Source organism: Streptomyces sp. NPDC048483, from assembly GCF_040651455.1.
In the GTDB taxonomy this organism is placed as follows: domain Bacteria; phylum Actinomycetota; class Actinomycetes; order Streptomycetales; family Streptomycetaceae; genus Streptomyces.
The window spans coordinates 1-15,516 of the sequence record NZ_JBEZJZ010000033.1 but is presented as its reverse complement, the minus strand read 5'-3'; the positions used below and the strand labels follow the sequence as shown (position 1 = coordinate 15,516).

Here is a 15,516-nt window from a genome sequence, read left to right as displayed (position 1 = left end):
GCATGCCGCACCAGCCACCGAAGCCGCCCGCGCCCGCCCCCAGGATTCTCGTCGTCGACGACGAACCGGAGGTGCGCGCCGCCGTCGAGGACGGACTCGCCGTCGAGGGCTACACGGTGCGCGGCGCCGCCGACGGCCTGGCGGCGCTCTCCGAGGTCGCCGCCTGGCAGCCGGACGCCCTCGTCCTCGATGTGATGATGCCGGTCCTGGACGGGCTCGCCGTCTGCCGCCGCCTGCGCGCCCTGGACGACCGCACGCCCATCCTCGTCCTGACCGCACTGGACTCGGTCAGTGAACGCGTCGACGGCCTGGACGCCGGAGCCGACGACTACCTGGTCAAACCCTTCGCCCTGGACGAACTCCTCGCCCGCCTGCGGGCCCTGCTCCGCCGGGCCGCCGCCACCACCGCCGACGACGACACCACCCTCGCCTTCGACGACCTGGTCGTCGACCCGCACACCCGCAGCGGCCACCGGGCGGGCCGCCCCCTGGAGTTCAGCCGCACCGAATGGGCCCTGCTGGAGCTGCTCCTGCTGCACCCCGGACAGGTGATGCCGCGCGAGGTGATCCTGGAGCGGGTCTGGGGCCGCGACTTCGGCCCGGACTCCAACTCCCTTGCCGTATACGTGGGTTACCTCCGCCGCAAGCTGGAGGCGGGCGGCGAGCCCCGTATCGTCCACACCGTGCACGGCGTCGGCTACCGCCTCGGCCGGCCGGAGGAGGCATGACCGGCCGACGCGGACTGGGCGGCCGCTGGGTACGCCGCCGCCCGCTGCGCACCCGGCTGGCGCTGGCCGCCTCCGCCGCGGTCGCACTCGTGGCGCTCGGCGTCTGCGCGGCCGCCTTCCTCGTCCTCCGCGTCCAGATGACCCGCCAGCTCGACCTCAACCTGGCCCAGACCGCCACCCAGCTCACCCACCAGACCCGCGGCTGGGGCCCCACCGCGGGCGACACCTCCTGCCAGTACCAGGCCGTGCCCTGCGTCCAGATCGTGCCGTCCGACCCGGCCAAGGACCCCGACAAGCGCTACGGGCTGCCGGTCTCCGACGCCACCCGCCAGGTGGCCGCCGGACACCGCCCCGCCTACTACACCAATCTGACGGTCGCCGGACACCCCGTCCGGATGGTCACCACGCACCTGCCGCACAAGGCCGAGGCGCTCCAGGTGGCGCTGCGCTCCGACACCGTGGAGCGGGGCGTACGGCACGCTGCCTGGGCGCTGTCCGCGATCGGCGGCGCCGGAGTACTGCTGGCCGCCGCGCTCGGCTACTGGGTCTCCCGTACGGGCCTGGCGCCGGTCGCCCGGCTCACCGCCACCGCGGAGCGCATCGCCGCCACCCGCGACGCCCGCCACCGCATCGAGCTGCCCAGCGGCCCACCGGCCCGCGAGGACGAGGTCACCCGCCTCGCCACCAGCTTCAACATCATGCTCGGCGAACTGGAACAGTCCGTCACCGCACAGCGCCGCCTGGTCGCCGACGCCTCCCACGAGCTACGGACCCCGCTGACGGCTCTCCGTACGAACGCCGAACTCCTCGCCCGCGCCGGCCGCCTGACCGACGCCCAGCGCGACCGCGCATCCGCGGCCCTCGGCCGTCAGCTGCGCGAGGTCACCACCCTGGTCAACGACCTGATCGAGCTGGCCCGCGACGAGGAGCCGCAGCCCCTGGTGGAGCAGGTGCGCCCGGCCGCCCTCCTGGAGCATGCGGTCGGCGCGGCCCGCGAACACTGGCCGGAAATCACCTTCACCACCCGCGTCACCCCGGACTCGGCCACGGTCACCGTCCCCGGCGTACCGCCCCGCCTGGCCCGGCTGCTCTCCAACCTCCTCGACAACGCCGCCAAGTTCTCCCCGCCGGGCGGCCCCGTCGACGCCGAACTCACCCTGACATCGGGGAAGCCGGGGGCGACGACCCTGGACCTGACCGTCCGCGACCACGGCCCCGGCATCGCCCCCGACGACCTCCCCCACGTCTTCGACCGCTTCTACCGCGCCGAGGCGGCCCGCGCCCTCCCCGGCTCCGGCCTCGGCCTGGCCATGGCCCGCCAGATCGCCCGCGCGCACGGCGCCGAACTCACGGCGGAACGGGCGCCGGGCGGCGGTGCGCTGTTCCGGCTGCGGGTGCCGGTCACGGAGGCGTAGCGGCGGCGAACCGGATCCTGCCGATCAGCTCCCGCACTCCGCATCGGCTCATTCGGTACCGGCCCCTTCCGCATCGACCTGCCACACCACAGGTAAAGACCGGATAAGGCTCATGGCATACGGTGGCCGATGTCCGCGACGGCCACGGTGAGCGGACGGCAACGATCCATTCGCCTTCGGTGCACTTCGGAAAGGGAATATCCCGTCATGCCCCAGCTCCCCTCCGTATCCGAAATAAAGCGCCTATGGGGGCGTTGCCTCCATGTGGCCGCCATCGTGGCCCTCCTGGCCGCCAGTTGCGTCTGCGTCTGGCTGGGACTGACCCAAGCGCGCGTCGTGGGCACGCACGGAACGCTCACGGTCGAGTACTGCTACGCGAATCACCATGTCACCACCAAACGCCGCTACAGCAGCCCGCCGCCCGACGACTACACCTGCAATGGAACGTTCCGCTCGGACGACGGCAAAGTCCTGTCCGACAATGCCCACCTGAGCGTGGGCACGACCACCTACCCCAAGGGACACACCTTCCCGGCCACGCGCACCGGCGCTGACGTCATGCGGGACGACCACCGCGCGGTGACGACCACGTTCCTGCTCGCCTTCGGGCTCCTCCTCCTCGACGCCTTCGTCCTCTTCTGGTTTCTCACCCAGTTCGACAAGAACGGCAAGACCTTGAAGGACACCTGGCATACGACCAAGGGGACGCCGACCCGCACGGTCGTGGTCTCCATCGCGGCGGTGGCCCTCACCGGCCTCGCCGCCAGCCCGCTCCTCGACCTCGCGCTCACCGGCTGAGCCGGCGCACCGCCCGGCCGACGGCGGCGCGCCGTATGTCACGCGCCGCCACCCGGTGCCCGGCCGCCACCCCCTCTGCCCGGCACAACTGCCCGGCGCCGGCCCGGCCGTCGGCCACCGGCCGAAGGCCGGGCTCAGAAGCCGGCCGGCTCCGTGTAGATCCCCCACTCGTCCCGCAGCACCCCGCAGATCTCGCCGAGCGTCGCCTCGGCGCGGACCGCCTCCAGCATCGGCTCGATCATGTTGCCGCCGTTGCGGGCGGCGGCGAGCATGGCCTCCAGCGATGCCTTCACCCGGGCGTCGTCGCGGGCCGCCTTACGGTCCGCCAGGACCCGTACCTGCTCGCGCTCGACCTCATGACTGACCCGCAGGATCTCCAGGTCGCCGGTGACCGAACCGTGGTGGCAGTTGACGCCGACCACCCGCTTGTCACCCTTCTCCAGGGACTGCTGGTACCGGAACGCGGATTCGGCGATCTCGCCGGTGAACCAGCCGTCCTCGATACCGCGCAGAATCCCGGAGGTGATCGGGCCGATCGGGTGCTGCCCGTTCGGGACCGCCCGTGCGCCGCGCTCCTTGATCTGCTCGAAGATCTTCTCGGCGTCCGCCTCGATCCGGTCCGTGAGCGACTCGATGAACCAGGAACCGCCCAGCGGATCCGCCACATTGGCGACGCCGGTCTCCTCCATCAGCACCTGCTGGGTACGCAGCGCGATCTCCGCGGCCTGCTCACTGGGCAGCGCCAGGGTCTCGTCCAGCGCGTTGGTGTGCAGCGAGTTGGTGCCGCCGAGCACCGCCGCCAGCGCCTCCACCGCAGTACGGACTACGTTGTTGTACGGCTGCTGAGCGGTCAGCGAGACACCGGCGGTCTGCGTGTGGAAGCGCAGCCACTGGGCCTTCTCGCTGGTCGCACCGTAGACGTCGCGCATCCAGCGGGCCCAGATCCGGCGCGCCGCACGGAACTTGGCGATCTCCTCGAAGAAGTCGAGATGGGCGTCGAAGAAGAAGGACAGGCCCGGCGCGAAGGTGTTGACGTCCAGCCCGCGGCTCAGCCCCAGCTCGACGTAGCCGAAGCCGTCGGCGAGCGTGTACGCCAGCTCCTGCGCGGCCGTCGCACCCGCCTCGCGGATGTGGTACCCGGAGACCGAGAGCGGCTTGTACGCGGGGATGCCGTGGGCGCAGTGCTCCATCAGGTCGCCGATGAGGCGCAGATGCGGCTCGGGCTGGAAGAGCCACTCCTTCTGCGCGATGTACTCCTTGAAGATGTCCGTCTGGAGTGTGCCGTTCAGGACCGCCGGGTCCACGCCCTGCCGCTCCGCCGCCACCAGATACATGCAGAAGACGGGGACGGCGGGCCCGCTGATGGTCATGGACGTCGTGACATCACCCAGCGGGATGTCCTTGAACAGGACCTCCATATCGGCCGCGGAGTCGATCGCGACCCCGCAGTGGCCGACCTCGCCGAGCGAGCGCGGGTCGTCGGAGTCCCGTCCCATCAGCGTCGGCATGTCGAAGGCGACCGAGAGGCCGCCGCCGCCCGCCTTGAGGATCATCTTGTAGCGCTCGTTGGTCTGCTCGGCGTTACCGAAGCCCGCGAACTGGCGGATCGTCCACGTACGCCCCCGGTAGCCGGTCGCATACAGACCGCGCGTGAACGGGTACTCCCCCGGCCAGCCGATCCGCTCGAACCCCTCGACGCTGTCACCGGGCCGGGGGCCGTACGCCGGCTCCACCGGGTCGCCGGAGAGCGTGGTGAAGTCCGCATCGCGCTTCCGGGCGGAGTCGTACCGGGTCTGCCAGCGGCGGCGGCCCTCTTCGATCGCGTCAGCGTCCATACCTTCGAATTTACTAGGACGTCCTAGTAATTGTCGATGGGAAGCGGGCTGCAAGTCGGGGAATCAGGGAGTCGGGCAGCCGGGGATTCAGGGATTTCGGGGATTCGCGCCGAGGGGGCCACCCCTCAGAGCCTCTCGGGAACCGGAAACGGAACCGGAAACGCAAACGCGCCTGTCCCCTCCCTAGGGGACAGGCGCATCCAAGCCATCGTGCGACGGGCGTGCGACAGGCATTACACCTTGACCGGCTGGGGCGCACCCTCCGCCAGCTGCGGCTCGATCTCGCGGACGACCTTGCGTTCGACGAAGAAGGCGGCCGTCGGAATGGTCCCGGCGACCAGCACCCACAGCAGCTTGCCCACCGGCCACTTGGCCTTGGAGCCCAGGTCGAAGGCGAAGACCAGGTAGATGATGAAGAGCACGCCGTGGATCTGGGAGACCACGAGGGTGAGGTCCTTGCCCATCTCGAAGCCGTACTTGAAGATCATGCAGGCGCAGAGCACGAGCAGCATCACCGCGGTGATGTAGGCCATCACCCGGTATCGGGTCAGGACGCTTCGCTTCATGCCCCAGAGCGTAACCGCCCGTTCCGGGGCGATCTTCGCCGCCCCCCGGCACGCGGGACGGAGCCCTCCCCCTCCTTCACTCCTCCGCGAAGTCCGCCGCCGCCACCCGCAGCGGCCGCAGCATCGCAAAGATCTCGGCGCACTCCTCGGCGTCGTACGCCTTCAGACCGAAGTCCATCTCCATCAGGTCATGAGTGGCGGCGTCGCACACCTTGCGGCCGTTGTCGGTGATGGAGGCGAGGGTGCCGCGACCGTCGTTCGGGTTGGGCCGCTTGGCCACCAGACCCGACTTGACCAGCCGGTCGACGGTGTTCGTCACCGAGGTCGGGTGCACCATCAGCCGCTCACCGATCTTCGACATCGGCAGCTCACCGGCCTTCGAGAAGGTCAGCAGCACCAGCGCCTCGTAGCGCGCGAAGGTCAGCCCGTACGGCTTGACCACGGCGTCCACCTCGGCCAGCAGGATCTGATGCGCCCGCATGATCGAGGTGATCGCGGCCATCGACGGCACGGCGCCCCATCGCTGCTGCCACAACTCGTCGGCACGCGCGATGGGATCAAAGGCAAGGCTGAGCGGCTTCGACACATCTCCGACCCTACCCGCCGGTCATATCGTGGTCAGCCTTGTCTCAGGTTTCGGTCCGGAAGGCTCGCGTCGTCGAGCCGGGACGATCACATTCGGACCCGGCCGCACCTCCTTCCATCACCCCACCGCCCCACCCGCTCACCCACCACGCGGCGCGACGCAGCGCGACACGGCGCGACACGGCGCGAGGAACTAATCACTCTCCGTAATCGTTGCTGAGTTATAAGGAGGCATCGCGAGGCAGGGGACGTGAGGCAGACGGGAGGCAGACAGGTGGAAGCGCCAGGGCCCGGCCGCAGGCGCGAGGATCAAGCGCCCGGCCGCATCCGCACAAGCATCGGGCGCCCGACCTGAGGCACAAGGCGTCAGGCAGCATCAGGCGCCCGCGCACAAACGCCAGGGCGCATCGGCCGCCGGCACAAGCGCCAGGGAGCCCGGTCGCAGACACAAGCGTCAGGGCACCCCGGCCGCAGGCACCGCCGGGCCGCAGCCGACGTCCGTACGCCGTACCTCGAAGATCACCGCGAGGACGCACACCGAGCCCACCACCCCCGCCGTCGGCATCACCATCTGGAGCGGCGCGTATTCGGCGGCCACCCCGGCCAGGCCCATGCCCAGGCCCATGATCGTCATCCGGCCCGCCTGCATCACGGTCATCGCCTGGCCCAGCAGCTCTTCGGGGACCGCGGCCACGAACCAGCGATCGACGCCGAAGTTGTACGAGATTCCGGTGCCGGTGAGGACGAGCAGGAGGACGGACCAGCCGAGGGACGGGCCGGTCGCGAAGCCCAAGGAGGGGAGGACGGCGAAGAGGCCCATGGGGTAAGTGAGGCGGGTGCGGGCGGGCGGGGAGAGGAAGGTGCCGACCAGGGTTTCGGCGGTGATCGCGCCGATGGGCATGCTGCACAGGAGGAGGCCCAGGCCGGCCGGGCCGGTGCCGAGGAGGTCGCCGTAGGGGATCAGCAGGGCCTCGGGGACGACCACGAACGTCGGGGGCAGCCAGGTCAGGAGCAGGAGCGCGCGGATACGGCGGTCGGCCAGGAGGCGGCGGGTGCCGGTGAGGGAGGCCCCGAGGAGCGCGCCGCGGGCGGTGTCGCGGGCGGGGCGGGCACGGGTGCCCAGGCGCAGCAGGAGCGCGGAGCCGATGAAGGTGCAGGCGGTAATGGCGAGCACCGCTCGGGGTTGCACGACGGCGAGCAGCAGGCCGCCGGCGGCGAAGCCGGCCAGCTGGGCGCCCTGGTTGACGATGCGGATGACGGAGCGGCCCAGGACGAAGAGTTCGCCGTCGCCGAGGATCTCGCCGAGGGTGGCGGCCCGGGTGCCGGCGAAGACCGGGGCGATGGCGGCGGTCACGCAGCGGAGGAACAGCAGGAGGGCGATCGGGGTGCCGGGCGCCACCATGCCCGCCGCGGCCAGGGCGCACAGGACGTCGCAGACGACAAGGACGGTGCGCGCCGGGTAGCGGTCGGCGACGGCCGACAGCAGGGTGCCGCCGAGGACGTACGGGAGCAGGCCGAGGGCGAAGGTCAGGGCGCTGAGCAGCGGCGAGCCGGTGAGGTCGAAGACCAGGAGGGAGAGGGCGATCTCGCAGACGACGACGCCCAGGGAGGAGAGCAGGTGGGCGGCGAAGACGGAGCGGAATTCGGGGACCGCGAAGACGGCGCGGTAGCCGGGCGCGGCGGGGCGCGCGGAGGCGGCGGGGCGGTCGGCCGCGGCAGGGCGTGGGGAGGCGGCGGCCCGGTCGGCGGCGCCGGGCCGGTCGGCGGCGGGGCCCGGCCGTGCGGGCCCGGTGGGCGAGGGCATGGCGGCAGCGTGCCGGGAGCGAGCACCCGGCCGTAGTGTTTCGGCTGGAGACGAATCCTGGGGAGGGAGTGGGCCCCCGAGGGGCCTGGAGCCGGATCCGGGGAGGGGAGGCGCCACCGTGCCGCTGCATCTGCATTTCGGGGCGGACGACTTTCTGCGGGTCCGGTTCGCCATTTCGCCGCTGTGCGAGACACACGAGGCGGTACGGACCCTGCGGCGCGCGGACCGGCACGGCTATCACCTGCCGTGGCTGCGGCGGATGCGCGAGACGGTGGCCGGGCTGGACCTGTCGCCGCTGTGGCTGTTCATGCCGTCGTCGCCGCCCGGGTACACGCCGGATTTCCTGGGGCGGCCGCCGGGCGTACCGCTGGCCGGGTTCGAGGAGGAGCTGGCGCTGTTACGGGCCACGGATCCGGCGATCGCGCGCGCCGAGATGGCCAAGTCGCTGGCATGTGTGCCGGGGGCGGCCGAGTCGGCTCCCGGGCGGGCGGCACTGGCGGATCCGGCGCGGGCGGTCCGGGAGCTGGCGGACGTCACCGAGCGGGCCTGGCACACCCTGCTGGCCCCGGACTGGCCGCGGCTGCGTGCCCTGCTGGAGGCGGAGATCGCCTACCGGTCGCGCCAGCTGGCGGGCGGCGGGCTGCGGCGGCTGTTCGCCGATCTGCATCCGCGGCTGTCGTGGTCGGGGGACACCCTCACGGTCCGTACGCGCAGCGACTTCCTGCAGATGCAGGACCTGGACGGGCGCGGGGTGCTGCTGCTGCCGAGCGTGTTCGTCTGGCCGGATGTGGTGAGCGGCTTCGATCCGCCGTGGCAGCCCACCGTCATCTATCCGGCGCGCGGGATCGGCGGGCTGTGGAGCGAGCCGCGGACCGGACCCGCGCTGGTACGGCTGCTGGGCGCCAACCGGGCCGCCGTCCTGGCGGCCCTCGACACCCCGTCGACCACCTCGGCCCTGGCCCACCGTCTGGGCCTCACGCCCTCGTCCGTATCGGCGCATCTGTCCGTGCTGCGCGACGCCGGCCTGCTGACCTCGCGCCGGTACGGACATCAGGTGCGCTACGAGCGGACGCCGCTGGGGATCGCCCTGGCGGCGGGCGGCTGAGGCGGGCGCCCCGGGCGGCCGGGCGCCCCTTCGGCGGCCAATCGACGGGCGCCTGCCCGGGTCATCCGCCAGGAACCTGCCCGTCGGCCGCCTGCCGTCGGCCGCCCCGGGGCAAGCCTCTCAGCCGTCCTGCCCCAGATACCGCTCCACCGTGTCCACCTTCGACGTCAGGCCATCCGTGACACCGGGCCGGATATCGGCCTTGAGCACCAGCGAGACCCTCCCGGAGCGGGCCTCGACGGCCGCGACGGCGCGCTTGACGACGTCCATGACCTCGTCCCACTCGCCCTCGATGGAGGTGAACATGGCGTCCGTACGGTTGGGCAGCCCGGACTCGCGGACCACCCGGACCGCGTCGGCGACGTATTCGCCGACGTCCTCGCCGACGCCCAGCGGGCTGACGGAAAAGGCGACGATCATGCGCCCACGACGCCTTCCTTGCGCGCGCGGGCGGCGATCACGCCGGCCTCTTCCTCACGCTTGAGGATCCGGTCCCCGTACAGCCCGCCGAACGGCAGGATCGCGAGGACGAAGAAGAAGGCGATGCGCTTGAAGGGCCACTTGGTCTGGTTCCAGACGTCCAGCAGCAGCACCACGTACGTGATGAACAGCACGCCGTGCAGCAGGCCGAGCGGCATCACCAGGGTGTCGTAGTCGAAGGCCAGCCGGGCACCGGTGCCGAAGATCAGCAGCGCCGGGAAGGAGAGCGCCTCGGGAATGGAAGCCAGGCGCAGTCGGTGCAGGGCAGCGGCGGTCTTGATGTCCACGGGAACCTCGTCAAATACGGCGGGGGGAGGCGGCAATTGCTTGTGCAAGAGTTCACAAACTTCGCCCATTGTTACAGCCGCCCGGACGATCGCCGCGGGCGGGTCACTCCACGGCCGTCCGGGGGCAGACCGTGACCAAAAGGCCTCATCGGCCAAAAGGGCCTGCCTCTCGCGGCTCCGGCCGACTACCGTCTGATCCGTGGCTCAGTTTCGGCTCCAGGGGAGCAAGGTGCTCGCCGTCGATATGACGGGCGACGCCGTCAAGGCGAAAAACGGTGCGATGGTCGCGTACGACGGCGAGATGTCGTTCAAGAAGATGACCGGGGGCGGCGAGGGTCTGCGCGGCATGGTCACCCGGCGGCTGACGGGCGAGCAGATGGCCGTGATGGAGGTGAAGGGCCACGGCACCTGCTTCTTCGCCGACCGCGCGAGCGAGATCAACCTGGTGCAGCTGCACGGCGAGAAGCTGTACGTCGAGGCCAGCAATCTGCTCTGCTCGGACGCGGCGCTGCGGACGGGCACGACCTTCACCGGGCTGCGCGGCGCCTCGCAGGGCAACGGCCTGTTCACCACGACGGTCGAGGGCAGCGGGCAGGCGGCGATCACCTCCGACGGTCCCGCGGTGGTGCTGCGGGTCACCAAGCAGTACCCGCTCCAGGTGGATCCGGGCGCGTATGTCGCGCACACCGGCGACTTCAAGCAGCACTTCCAGTCCGGGGTGAATTTCCGGACCTTCATAGGGGAGGGCTCCGGCGAGGCGTTCCAGATCCGGTTCGAGGGCGAGGGCCTGGTGTACGTCCAGCCCAGCGAGCGCAACACCGTGGGCGGTGAGGTCTGATGCCGTTCACGGCGCTCAATCCCCGCATGGTGGAGGCCCGTATCGGCCCGGGGCAGCGGATGTTCAGCCAGCGCGGCGCGATGCTCGCCTACCGCGGCGAGGTCTCCTTCACCCCGAACATCCAGGGCGGGCAGGGCGGTATCGGCTCGATGATCGGCCGCCGGATCGCCGGTGAGGCCACGCCCCTGATGACGGTGGAGGGCAGTGGCACGGTGATGTTCGGCCACGGCGGCCATCACGTCCATGTCGTGGATCTGACGGGCGAGACGCTCTACGTCGAGGCCGACCGGCTGCTGGCGTTCGACGGCTCGCTGGACCAGGGCACGATGTTCATGGGTTCGCAGGGCGGCGTGATGGGCATGGTGCGCGGCCAGGTCACCGGCCAGGGCCTGTTCACCACCACCCTCAAGGGCGTCGGCTCGGCCGCGGTGATGGCGCACGGCGGCGTCATCGAGCTGCCGATCACGCCGCAGCGGCCGGTCCATGTCGACCCGCAGGCCTATGTCGCGCACCGCGGCGAGGTCCGCAACAAGCTGTCCACGGCACTCGGCTGGCGCGACATGGTCGGCCGCGGCTCCGGGGAGGCCTTCCAGCTGGAGCTGTCGGGCCAGGGCACCGTCTATGTACAGGCGTCGGAGGAAAAGCTGTGACCGGTCCCGTCGTCCACGACGTCAGCACGCTCCCGAGCGACGACAACGTCAATCCGTACGCCTTCAGCGTGGACCTGAACGGCCAGTGGTTCCTGCAGAAGGGGAAGATGATCGCCTATTACGGGCGGATCGACTTCCACGGCATCGGGCACGGCCGCCTCGACGGGCTGATCGCGGGCAGTTTCCACTCCCCCCTGCACGCCGCCGACTGGGTCGTCGCCGAAGGCCAGGGCAAGATGGTGCTCGCCGACCGCGCCTTCGACGTCAATTCCTTCGACCTCGACGAGGGCAACCTCACCATCCGTTCCGGCAACCTGCTCGCGTTTCAGCCATCTCTGTCGCTGAAGCAGTCGATCATCCCGGGCTTTCTCACCCTCGTCGGAACGGGCAAGTTCGTGGCTGCCTCCAACGGCCCGGTGGTCTTCATGGAGCCGCCGATCCGGGTGGACCCGCAGGCGCTCGTCGGCTGGGCGGACTGCCCTTCCCCGTGCCACCACTACGACCACCAGTACCTGCGGGGATTCCTCGGCGGGCTGCGTGCGCACACCGGCATCGGCGGGGCCTCGGGCGAGGAGCACCAGTTCGAGTTCGTGGGGGCCGGTACGGTCCTGCTCCAGTCGACGGAGGTGCTGATGCCGGAGCTGGCCACGGGCGCGGTGCCGGACGAGGCGGGCGTTCCGGGCGGCAGCGGGCACGCGGCGCAAAGTGGCTCACAACTGCCCCAGCTGCCCGGCAGCCTTGGGGGCCTCCAGCGTCGCTTCGGGCTGTGAGCGGTACTCTGCGGACGGTGACCTCGAACATCTGACCAACCACATGAACCCCACCGGCGTCCGACCAGCCCGGTACGGGTCAAGGGCCGCCCGCCACCACGGCACGCAATTTAATTCGCAATTCAACTTTTACGGGTAGAATTCTTTCATGACGACCGAGACGACCGACAGCGACACCCCCTGGCTGACCGACCAGGAGCAGTGTGCCTGGCGCACCCATCTGGACGTCAGCCGACTGCTGATGCACCAACTCGAGCGCGATCTGCAGCCGTTCGGCCTGACCAACAACGACTACGAGATCCTGGTCAACCTCTCCGAGGCCGACGACCGCCGGCTGCGGATGAGCGACCTGGCGGCCGGCACCCTGCAGTCCAAGAGCCGTCTCTCCCACCAGATCACCCGCATGGAGAACGCCGGCCTGGTACGCCGCGAAAGCTGCGAGTCGGACCGCCGAGGCCTCTATGCCGTCCTGACGGACGAGGGCTGGGACACCATGCGCCGGGTCGCCCCGCACCATGTCGCGTCCGTACGCAAGCACTTCATCGACCTGTTCTCCGCCGAGGACCTCGAGGCGCTGCGCACCTCGCTGACCCCGGTGGCCGAACACCTCCGGGCCCACCGCGGCGGCCTCTGAAGAACCCGCCACGGCACCGTCATCGAGGTGGACCGGGGCAGTCGGTTGCTGTGGGTGTCCCGGCCAGGACCTAGGTGTCCCGCCGCGGCACCGGCAGCCTCAGCTCGAACACCGAGCCCTCCCGTACGGCCAGCGAGCCGCCGTGCCGCACCGCGACATCCCGCGCGATGGCCAGCCCCAGCCCGGCCCCGCCGTCGTCCCGCGCCCGCGCGTCATCGAGCCGTACGAACCGCTCGAAGATCCGCTCCCGCTCCCCCTCCGGCACCCCGGGCCCGTCGTCGTCGACCCGCAGCACCGCCCACTCCCCCTCGCGCACCACGGCCACCCGTACGGCCGACGCGGCATTGCGCTGCGCATTGTCCAGCAGGTTGCCCAGCACCCGCCCCAGCTGCCCGCGCGAACCGGCCACTTCGACATTCCCCAGGTCCCCCAGCCGCACCGGGATCCGGTCCCCGACCCGCTGCGAGCCCTCCTCCCGTACCAGCGCGGCCAGATCGATCCGCCTCTCCGCGGGCCGCTCCCCCGCATCCAGCCGGGCCAGCAGCAGCAGATCCGCCGCCAGCCGCTGGAGCCGTACGGTGTCCTCCACCGCACCCGGCACATCCAGCAACTCCGGGTGCGCCACGCCCACTTCCAGCTGCGTCCGCAGACTCGCGATCGGGCTGCGCAGCTCGTGCGAGGCATCCGCGACGAACCGCCGCTGGCGCTCGACGGACGACTCCAGAGCCGTCAGCGTCTCATTGGTCGTACGGGCCAGCCGCCCGATCTCGTCCTGCGCCGCGGGCACCGGCACCCGCCGGCTCAGATCCGTGCTCGCGGTGATCGCCGCCATCTCCGACCGGATGCCCTCCACCGGGCGCAGCGCCCGCCGGGTCACCAGCCAGGTCACCCCGGCCACCACCAGGAGCAGCAGCGGCAGACCCGTCAGCATCGCCGTGCGCACCGTACCGACGGTGTTGCGCTCGGGTGCCAGCGCCGAACCGGCCCGCACCGTGGCCGTTGCGCCGCCGGTGTCCTTGGCCTCGACCGAGGCGAAGCGGTAGTCGGCCACCTTGCCGTCGACGTTCGCGGTGCCGTCGCGGTAGTGCGCGTCGTCATCGACCTCGCCGGGCCGCGGGCCGCCCCCGTCGTCGTCCTCGTCCTCGTCGTCGTCCTGCGGCGGGGCGCTCCCGCGCTTCGACGGCCCTACGGTCTTCCCGTCCACCGCCCGCACTTCGTCGCCGGCCGCCAGCACCCGCCCGTCGTCGTCCAGCACCACGACCGGGTGGTCGTCCCCGTCCGGCAGGTCCAGCCCGTCGTACGCCGTGCCCGTGGCGATCTGCGTGGCGACCTCCCGCGCCGCGACCTCGGCCTGCAGCCCCGCCTGGTCCCTGAGGTTGCTCCACAGCACCAGCAGCACCGCCGTACCGGCCGCGACCAGCGCCACCGCCACGACGACCGTCGCCCCGGCCGCCGCCCTGGCCCGTACCGAGCCCAGCGCCCTACGCACCGGACACCAGCCGGTATCCCGCACCGCGCACCGTCACGATGCGCCCGGAGCCGAGCTTGCGCCGCAGCGCGCTCACATACACCTCGATGATGTTGACGTCGCCCTCGTACGCGAAGTCCCAGACATGCTCGAGGATCTCCGCCTTGGACACCACATCGCCCGCCCGCAGCGCCAGCTGCTCCAGTACGGCGAACTCCTTGGCGGTCAGGGTGATCTCCGCCCCGTCGAGCGCCACCTTGCGCGCGCCCTGGTCGACGGCCAGCTCCCCCGCCCGCAGCACCGGCTGCGCGCTCCGCCCGCGCCGCCGCAGCAGCGCCTTCACCCGCGCCACCAGCACCACGTACGAGAACGGCTTGGTCAGATAGTCGTCGGCGCCGGTGTCCAGCCCCTCGGCCTCGTCGTACTCGCCGTCCTTGGCGGTCAGCATCAGGATCGGTACGTCGTGGCCCGCGGCCCGCAGCGCACCGCACACGCGGTAGCCGTTCATGCCGGGCAGCATGATGTCCAGGACGATCAGGTCGTACGTGCCCGCACCCGCCTGGTGCAGCCCTTCCAGGCCGTCGTGCACCACATCGACGGCGTACCCCTCGGCCCGCAGGCCCTTGGCCAGCGAGAGGGCCAGCCGCCGCTCGTCCTCGACAATCAACAGGCGCATGGGCACAACCCTGTCACCCCGAACCTGAAGACGCCTTCAGGCGGCTTCAGCTCCCCTTCAGGTTCGTTGGGCAACTGTGGTGTCACAGCCGATCGAAGGGGAGAACACATGAAGCGCCACATCGTCATCGCCACCGCCGCCGCGGCCGCCCTGATCGCGGGCGGCACCGCCACCGCGGTCGCCGTCAACAGCGCGGACGCGCCCGGCAGCACCCAGTCCGGCGTCCGGTCGACCGCCCAGCTCGCGGCGCACGACGACCGGGGCCGGGACGACCGCGACGACGACCACGGCCAGGAGGACATCCGCGAGGCGCACGCCGCCAAGGTGGACGCGCCGGCCGCCGCGGCGGCCGCGCTGAAGGCCGTCCCGGGCACCGTGACCGGCCTCGACCTGGACCGGGACCGGCCCGGCCTGGTCTGGGACGCGGATGTCCTGGGCAAGGACGGCAAGTGGCACGAGATCACGCTGGATGCCGTCAACGGCCGCGTACTGAACCAGCACATCGATCACGAGGACGACGGCCCGAGCCTCAAGGGCGCGAAGATCGACGCCGCGGCCGCCGCCCGAACCGCCGCCACGCACGGCACGGTGACCTCCGTCGACCTGGACGACGACCACCGGGCGAAGGCCGTCTGGGAGGTGGAGACGGTCACCAAGGACGGCAAGGAGCACAAGGTGCTGGTCGACCCGCAGTCGGGGAAGCCGACGGTCGCTCCGGCGCAGGACGCGGACGATGATGACAACGACGGTGCGGACGACTGACCGCTGGTTCGTGGCCGGGGCGGTTCGCCGTCGCTTCGTGGGTGGGGCCGGAGGGGACGCCCCGCAACCCGTCCTCGGGCCGGGCGCTTCTGGTCCCGGACAACGGAACCCCGGC

At 71.2% G+C, this 15,516-nt stretch carries 17 protein-coding genes; 9 read left to right on the top strand and 8 right to left on the bottom strand.

Annotated features, from left to right (window positions below; translation table 11 throughout):
* Positions 1-2 precede the first annotated feature (2 nt).
* The 3 genes from AB0D04_RS18970 to AB0D04_RS18960 all read left to right on the top strand — a co-directional run bounded on the left by AB0D04_RS18970 (position 3) and on the right by AB0D04_RS18960 (position 2,941).
* Positions 3-728 carry a response regulator transcription factor gene (locus tag AB0D04_RS18970; RefSeq protein ID WP_362704360.1) on the top strand — a complete coding sequence of 242 codons (726 nt, stop codon included), beginning with the start codon at positions 3-5 and terminating at the stop codon, positions 726-728.
* On the top strand, positions 725-2,143 hold the full coding sequence (locus tag AB0D04_RS18965) for a HAMP domain-containing sensor histidine kinase (protein ID WP_362704357.1): 1,419 nt from the start codon (positions 725-727) through the stop codon (positions 2,141-2,143). The genes AB0D04_RS18970 and AB0D04_RS18965 overlap by 4 nt, the downstream gene beginning before the upstream one ends.
* A 207-nt stretch (positions 2,144-2,350) precedes the next feature.
* Positions 2,351-2,941 carry a hypothetical protein gene (locus AB0D04_RS18960; protein WP_362704354.1) on the top strand — a complete coding sequence of 197 codons (591 nt, stop codon included), beginning with the start codon at positions 2,351-2,353 and terminating at the stop codon, positions 2,939-2,941.
* Between the two features lie 134 nt (positions 2,942-3,075).
* On the opposite strand, the gene AB0D04_RS18955 is transcribed toward AB0D04_RS18960, so the two are convergent.
* The 4 genes from AB0D04_RS18955 to AB0D04_RS18940 form a co-directional block, all read right to left on the bottom strand.
* Positions 3,076-4,776, bottom strand: coding sequence for a methylmalonyl-CoA mutase family protein (locus AB0D04_RS18955; protein ID WP_362704352.1), 1,701 nt, complete (start codon positions 4,774-4,776; stop codon positions 3,076-3,078).
* A 233-nt stretch (positions 4,777-5,009) separates the two neighbouring features.
* Complete coding sequence (locus tag AB0D04_RS18950) at positions 5,010-5,342, bottom strand: DUF3817 domain-containing protein (RefSeq protein WP_362704349.1); 333 nt, start codon at positions 5,340-5,342, stop codon at positions 5,010-5,012.
* Between the two features lie 76 nt (positions 5,343-5,418).
* Positions 5,419-5,928 (bottom strand): MarR family transcriptional regulator, encoded by a 510-nt coding sequence (locus AB0D04_RS18945; protein ID WP_362704347.1) that lies wholly within the window; start codon positions 5,926-5,928, stop codon positions 5,419-5,421.
* Positions 5,929-6,381: 453 nt separating this feature from the next.
* Complete coding sequence (locus tag AB0D04_RS18940) at positions 6,382-7,731, bottom strand: MFS transporter (protein WP_362704345.1); 1,350 nt, start codon at positions 7,729-7,731, stop codon at positions 6,382-6,384.
* Positions 7,732-7,849: 118 nt separating this feature from the next.
* On the opposite strand from AB0D04_RS18940, the gene AB0D04_RS18935 reads away from it, so the two are divergent.
* Positions 7,850-8,836 (top strand): DUF5937 family protein, encoded by a 987-nt coding sequence (locus AB0D04_RS18935; RefSeq protein WP_362704342.1) that lies wholly within the window; start codon positions 7,850-7,852, stop codon positions 8,834-8,836.
* 120 nt (positions 8,837-8,956) lie between these two features.
* Here the strand turns inward: AB0D04_RS18935 and AB0D04_RS18930 are convergent, their stop codons facing one another.
* A complete protein-coding gene (locus tag AB0D04_RS18930) occupies positions 8,957-9,256 on the bottom strand; it encodes an MTH1187 family thiamine-binding protein (RefSeq protein ID WP_362704340.1) in 300 nt (99 codons plus the stop codon).
* Positions 9,253-9,603 (bottom strand): DUF3817 domain-containing protein, encoded by a 351-nt coding sequence (locus AB0D04_RS18925; RefSeq protein WP_362704338.1) that lies wholly within the window; start codon positions 9,601-9,603, stop codon positions 9,253-9,255. Before AB0D04_RS18925 ends, AB0D04_RS18930 begins: the two co-directional genes overlap by 4 nt.
* A gap of 199 nt (positions 9,604-9,802) precedes the next feature.
* On the opposite strand from AB0D04_RS18925, the gene AB0D04_RS18920 reads away from it, so the two are divergent.
* From AB0D04_RS18920 to AB0D04_RS18905, 4 genes are all read left to right on the top strand, one after another.
* A complete protein-coding gene (locus tag AB0D04_RS18920) occupies positions 9,803-10,441 on the top strand; it encodes an AIM24 family protein (protein ID WP_362704336.1) in 639 nt (212 codons plus the stop codon).
* Positions 10,441-11,091, top strand: a complete 651-nt coding sequence (locus tag AB0D04_RS18915; protein ID WP_362704334.1) for an AIM24 family protein — start codon at positions 10,441-10,443, stop codon at positions 11,089-11,091. The genes AB0D04_RS18920 and AB0D04_RS18915 overlap by 1 nt, the downstream gene beginning before the upstream one ends.
* Positions 11,088-11,861 (top strand): AIM24 family protein, encoded by a 774-nt coding sequence (locus AB0D04_RS18910; RefSeq protein ID WP_362704331.1) that lies wholly within the window; start codon positions 11,088-11,090, stop codon positions 11,859-11,861. Before AB0D04_RS18915 ends, AB0D04_RS18910 begins: the two co-directional genes overlap by 4 nt.
* A gap of 148 nt (positions 11,862-12,009) precedes the next feature.
* On the top strand, positions 12,010-12,495 hold the full coding sequence (locus AB0D04_RS18905; protein ID WP_362704329.1) for a MarR family transcriptional regulator: 486 nt from the start codon (positions 12,010-12,012) through the stop codon (positions 12,493-12,495).
* Between the two features lie 70 nt (positions 12,496-12,565).
* Here the strand turns inward: AB0D04_RS18905 and AB0D04_RS18900 are convergent, their stop codons facing one another.
* Both AB0D04_RS18900 and AB0D04_RS18895 read right to left on the bottom strand, forming a co-directional pair.
* Positions 12,566-13,972, bottom strand: coding sequence for a HAMP domain-containing sensor histidine kinase (locus AB0D04_RS18900; protein WP_362704461.1), 1,407 nt, complete (start codon positions 13,970-13,972; stop codon positions 12,566-12,568).
* Positions 13,973-13,976: 4 nt separating this feature from the next.
* A complete protein-coding gene (locus AB0D04_RS18895; protein ID WP_362704327.1) occupies positions 13,977-14,639 on the bottom strand; it encodes a response regulator transcription factor in 663 nt (220 codons plus the stop codon).
* A gap of 108 nt (positions 14,640-14,747) precedes the next feature.
* Here AB0D04_RS18895 and AB0D04_RS18890 point away from each other — a divergent pair, with 108 nt between their 5' ends.
* Entirely contained in the window at positions 14,748-15,401 is a 654-nt protein-coding gene (locus AB0D04_RS18890) for a PepSY domain-containing protein (RefSeq protein WP_362704324.1), read from the top strand.
* Positions 15,402-15,516 lie beyond the last annotated feature (115 nt).

What these genes read in the sequence shown, in the direction of transcription:
- AB0D04_RS18970 (WP_362704360.1), top strand. Translation starts at nt 3, where the DNA reads ATGCCGCACCAGCCACCGAAGCCGCCCGCGCCCGCCCCCAGGATTCTC.
- AB0D04_RS18965 (WP_362704357.1), top strand. Translation starts at nt 725, where the DNA reads ATGACCGGCCGACGCGGACTGGGCGGCCGCTGGGTACGCCGCCGCCCG.
- AB0D04_RS18960 (WP_362704354.1), top strand. Translation starts at nt 2,351, where the DNA reads ATGCCCCAGCTCCCCTCCGTATCCGAAATAAAGCGCCTATGGGGGCGT.
- AB0D04_RS18955 (WP_362704352.1), bottom strand. Translation starts at nt 4,776, where the DNA reads ATGGACGCTGACGCGATCGAAGAGGGCCGCCGCCGCTGGCAGACCCGG.
- AB0D04_RS18950 (WP_362704349.1), bottom strand. Translation starts at nt 5,342, where the DNA reads ATGAAGCGAAGCGTCCTGACCCGATACCGGGTGATGGCCTACATCACC.
- AB0D04_RS18940 (WP_362704345.1), bottom strand. Translation starts at nt 7,731, where the DNA reads ATGCCCTCGCCCACCGGGCCCGCACGGCCGGGCCCCGCCGCCGACCGG.
- AB0D04_RS18930 (WP_362704340.1), bottom strand. Translation starts at nt 9,256, where the DNA reads ATGATCGTCGCCTTTTCCGTCAGCCCGCTGGGCGTCGGCGAGGACGTC.
- AB0D04_RS18915 (WP_362704334.1), top strand. Translation starts at nt 10,441, where the DNA reads ATGCCGTTCACGGCGCTCAATCCCCGCATGGTGGAGGCCCGTATCGGC.
- AB0D04_RS18905 (WP_362704329.1), top strand. Translation starts at nt 12,010, where the DNA reads ATGACGACCGAGACGACCGACAGCGACACCCCCTGGCTGACCGACCAG.
- AB0D04_RS18895 (WP_362704327.1), bottom strand. Translation starts at nt 14,639, where the DNA reads ATGCGCCTGTTGATTGTCGAGGACGAGCGGCGGCTGGCCCTCTCGCTG.
- AB0D04_RS18890 (WP_362704324.1), top strand. Translation starts at nt 14,748, where the DNA reads ATGAAGCGCCACATCGTCATCGCCACCGCCGCCGCGGCCGCCCTGATC.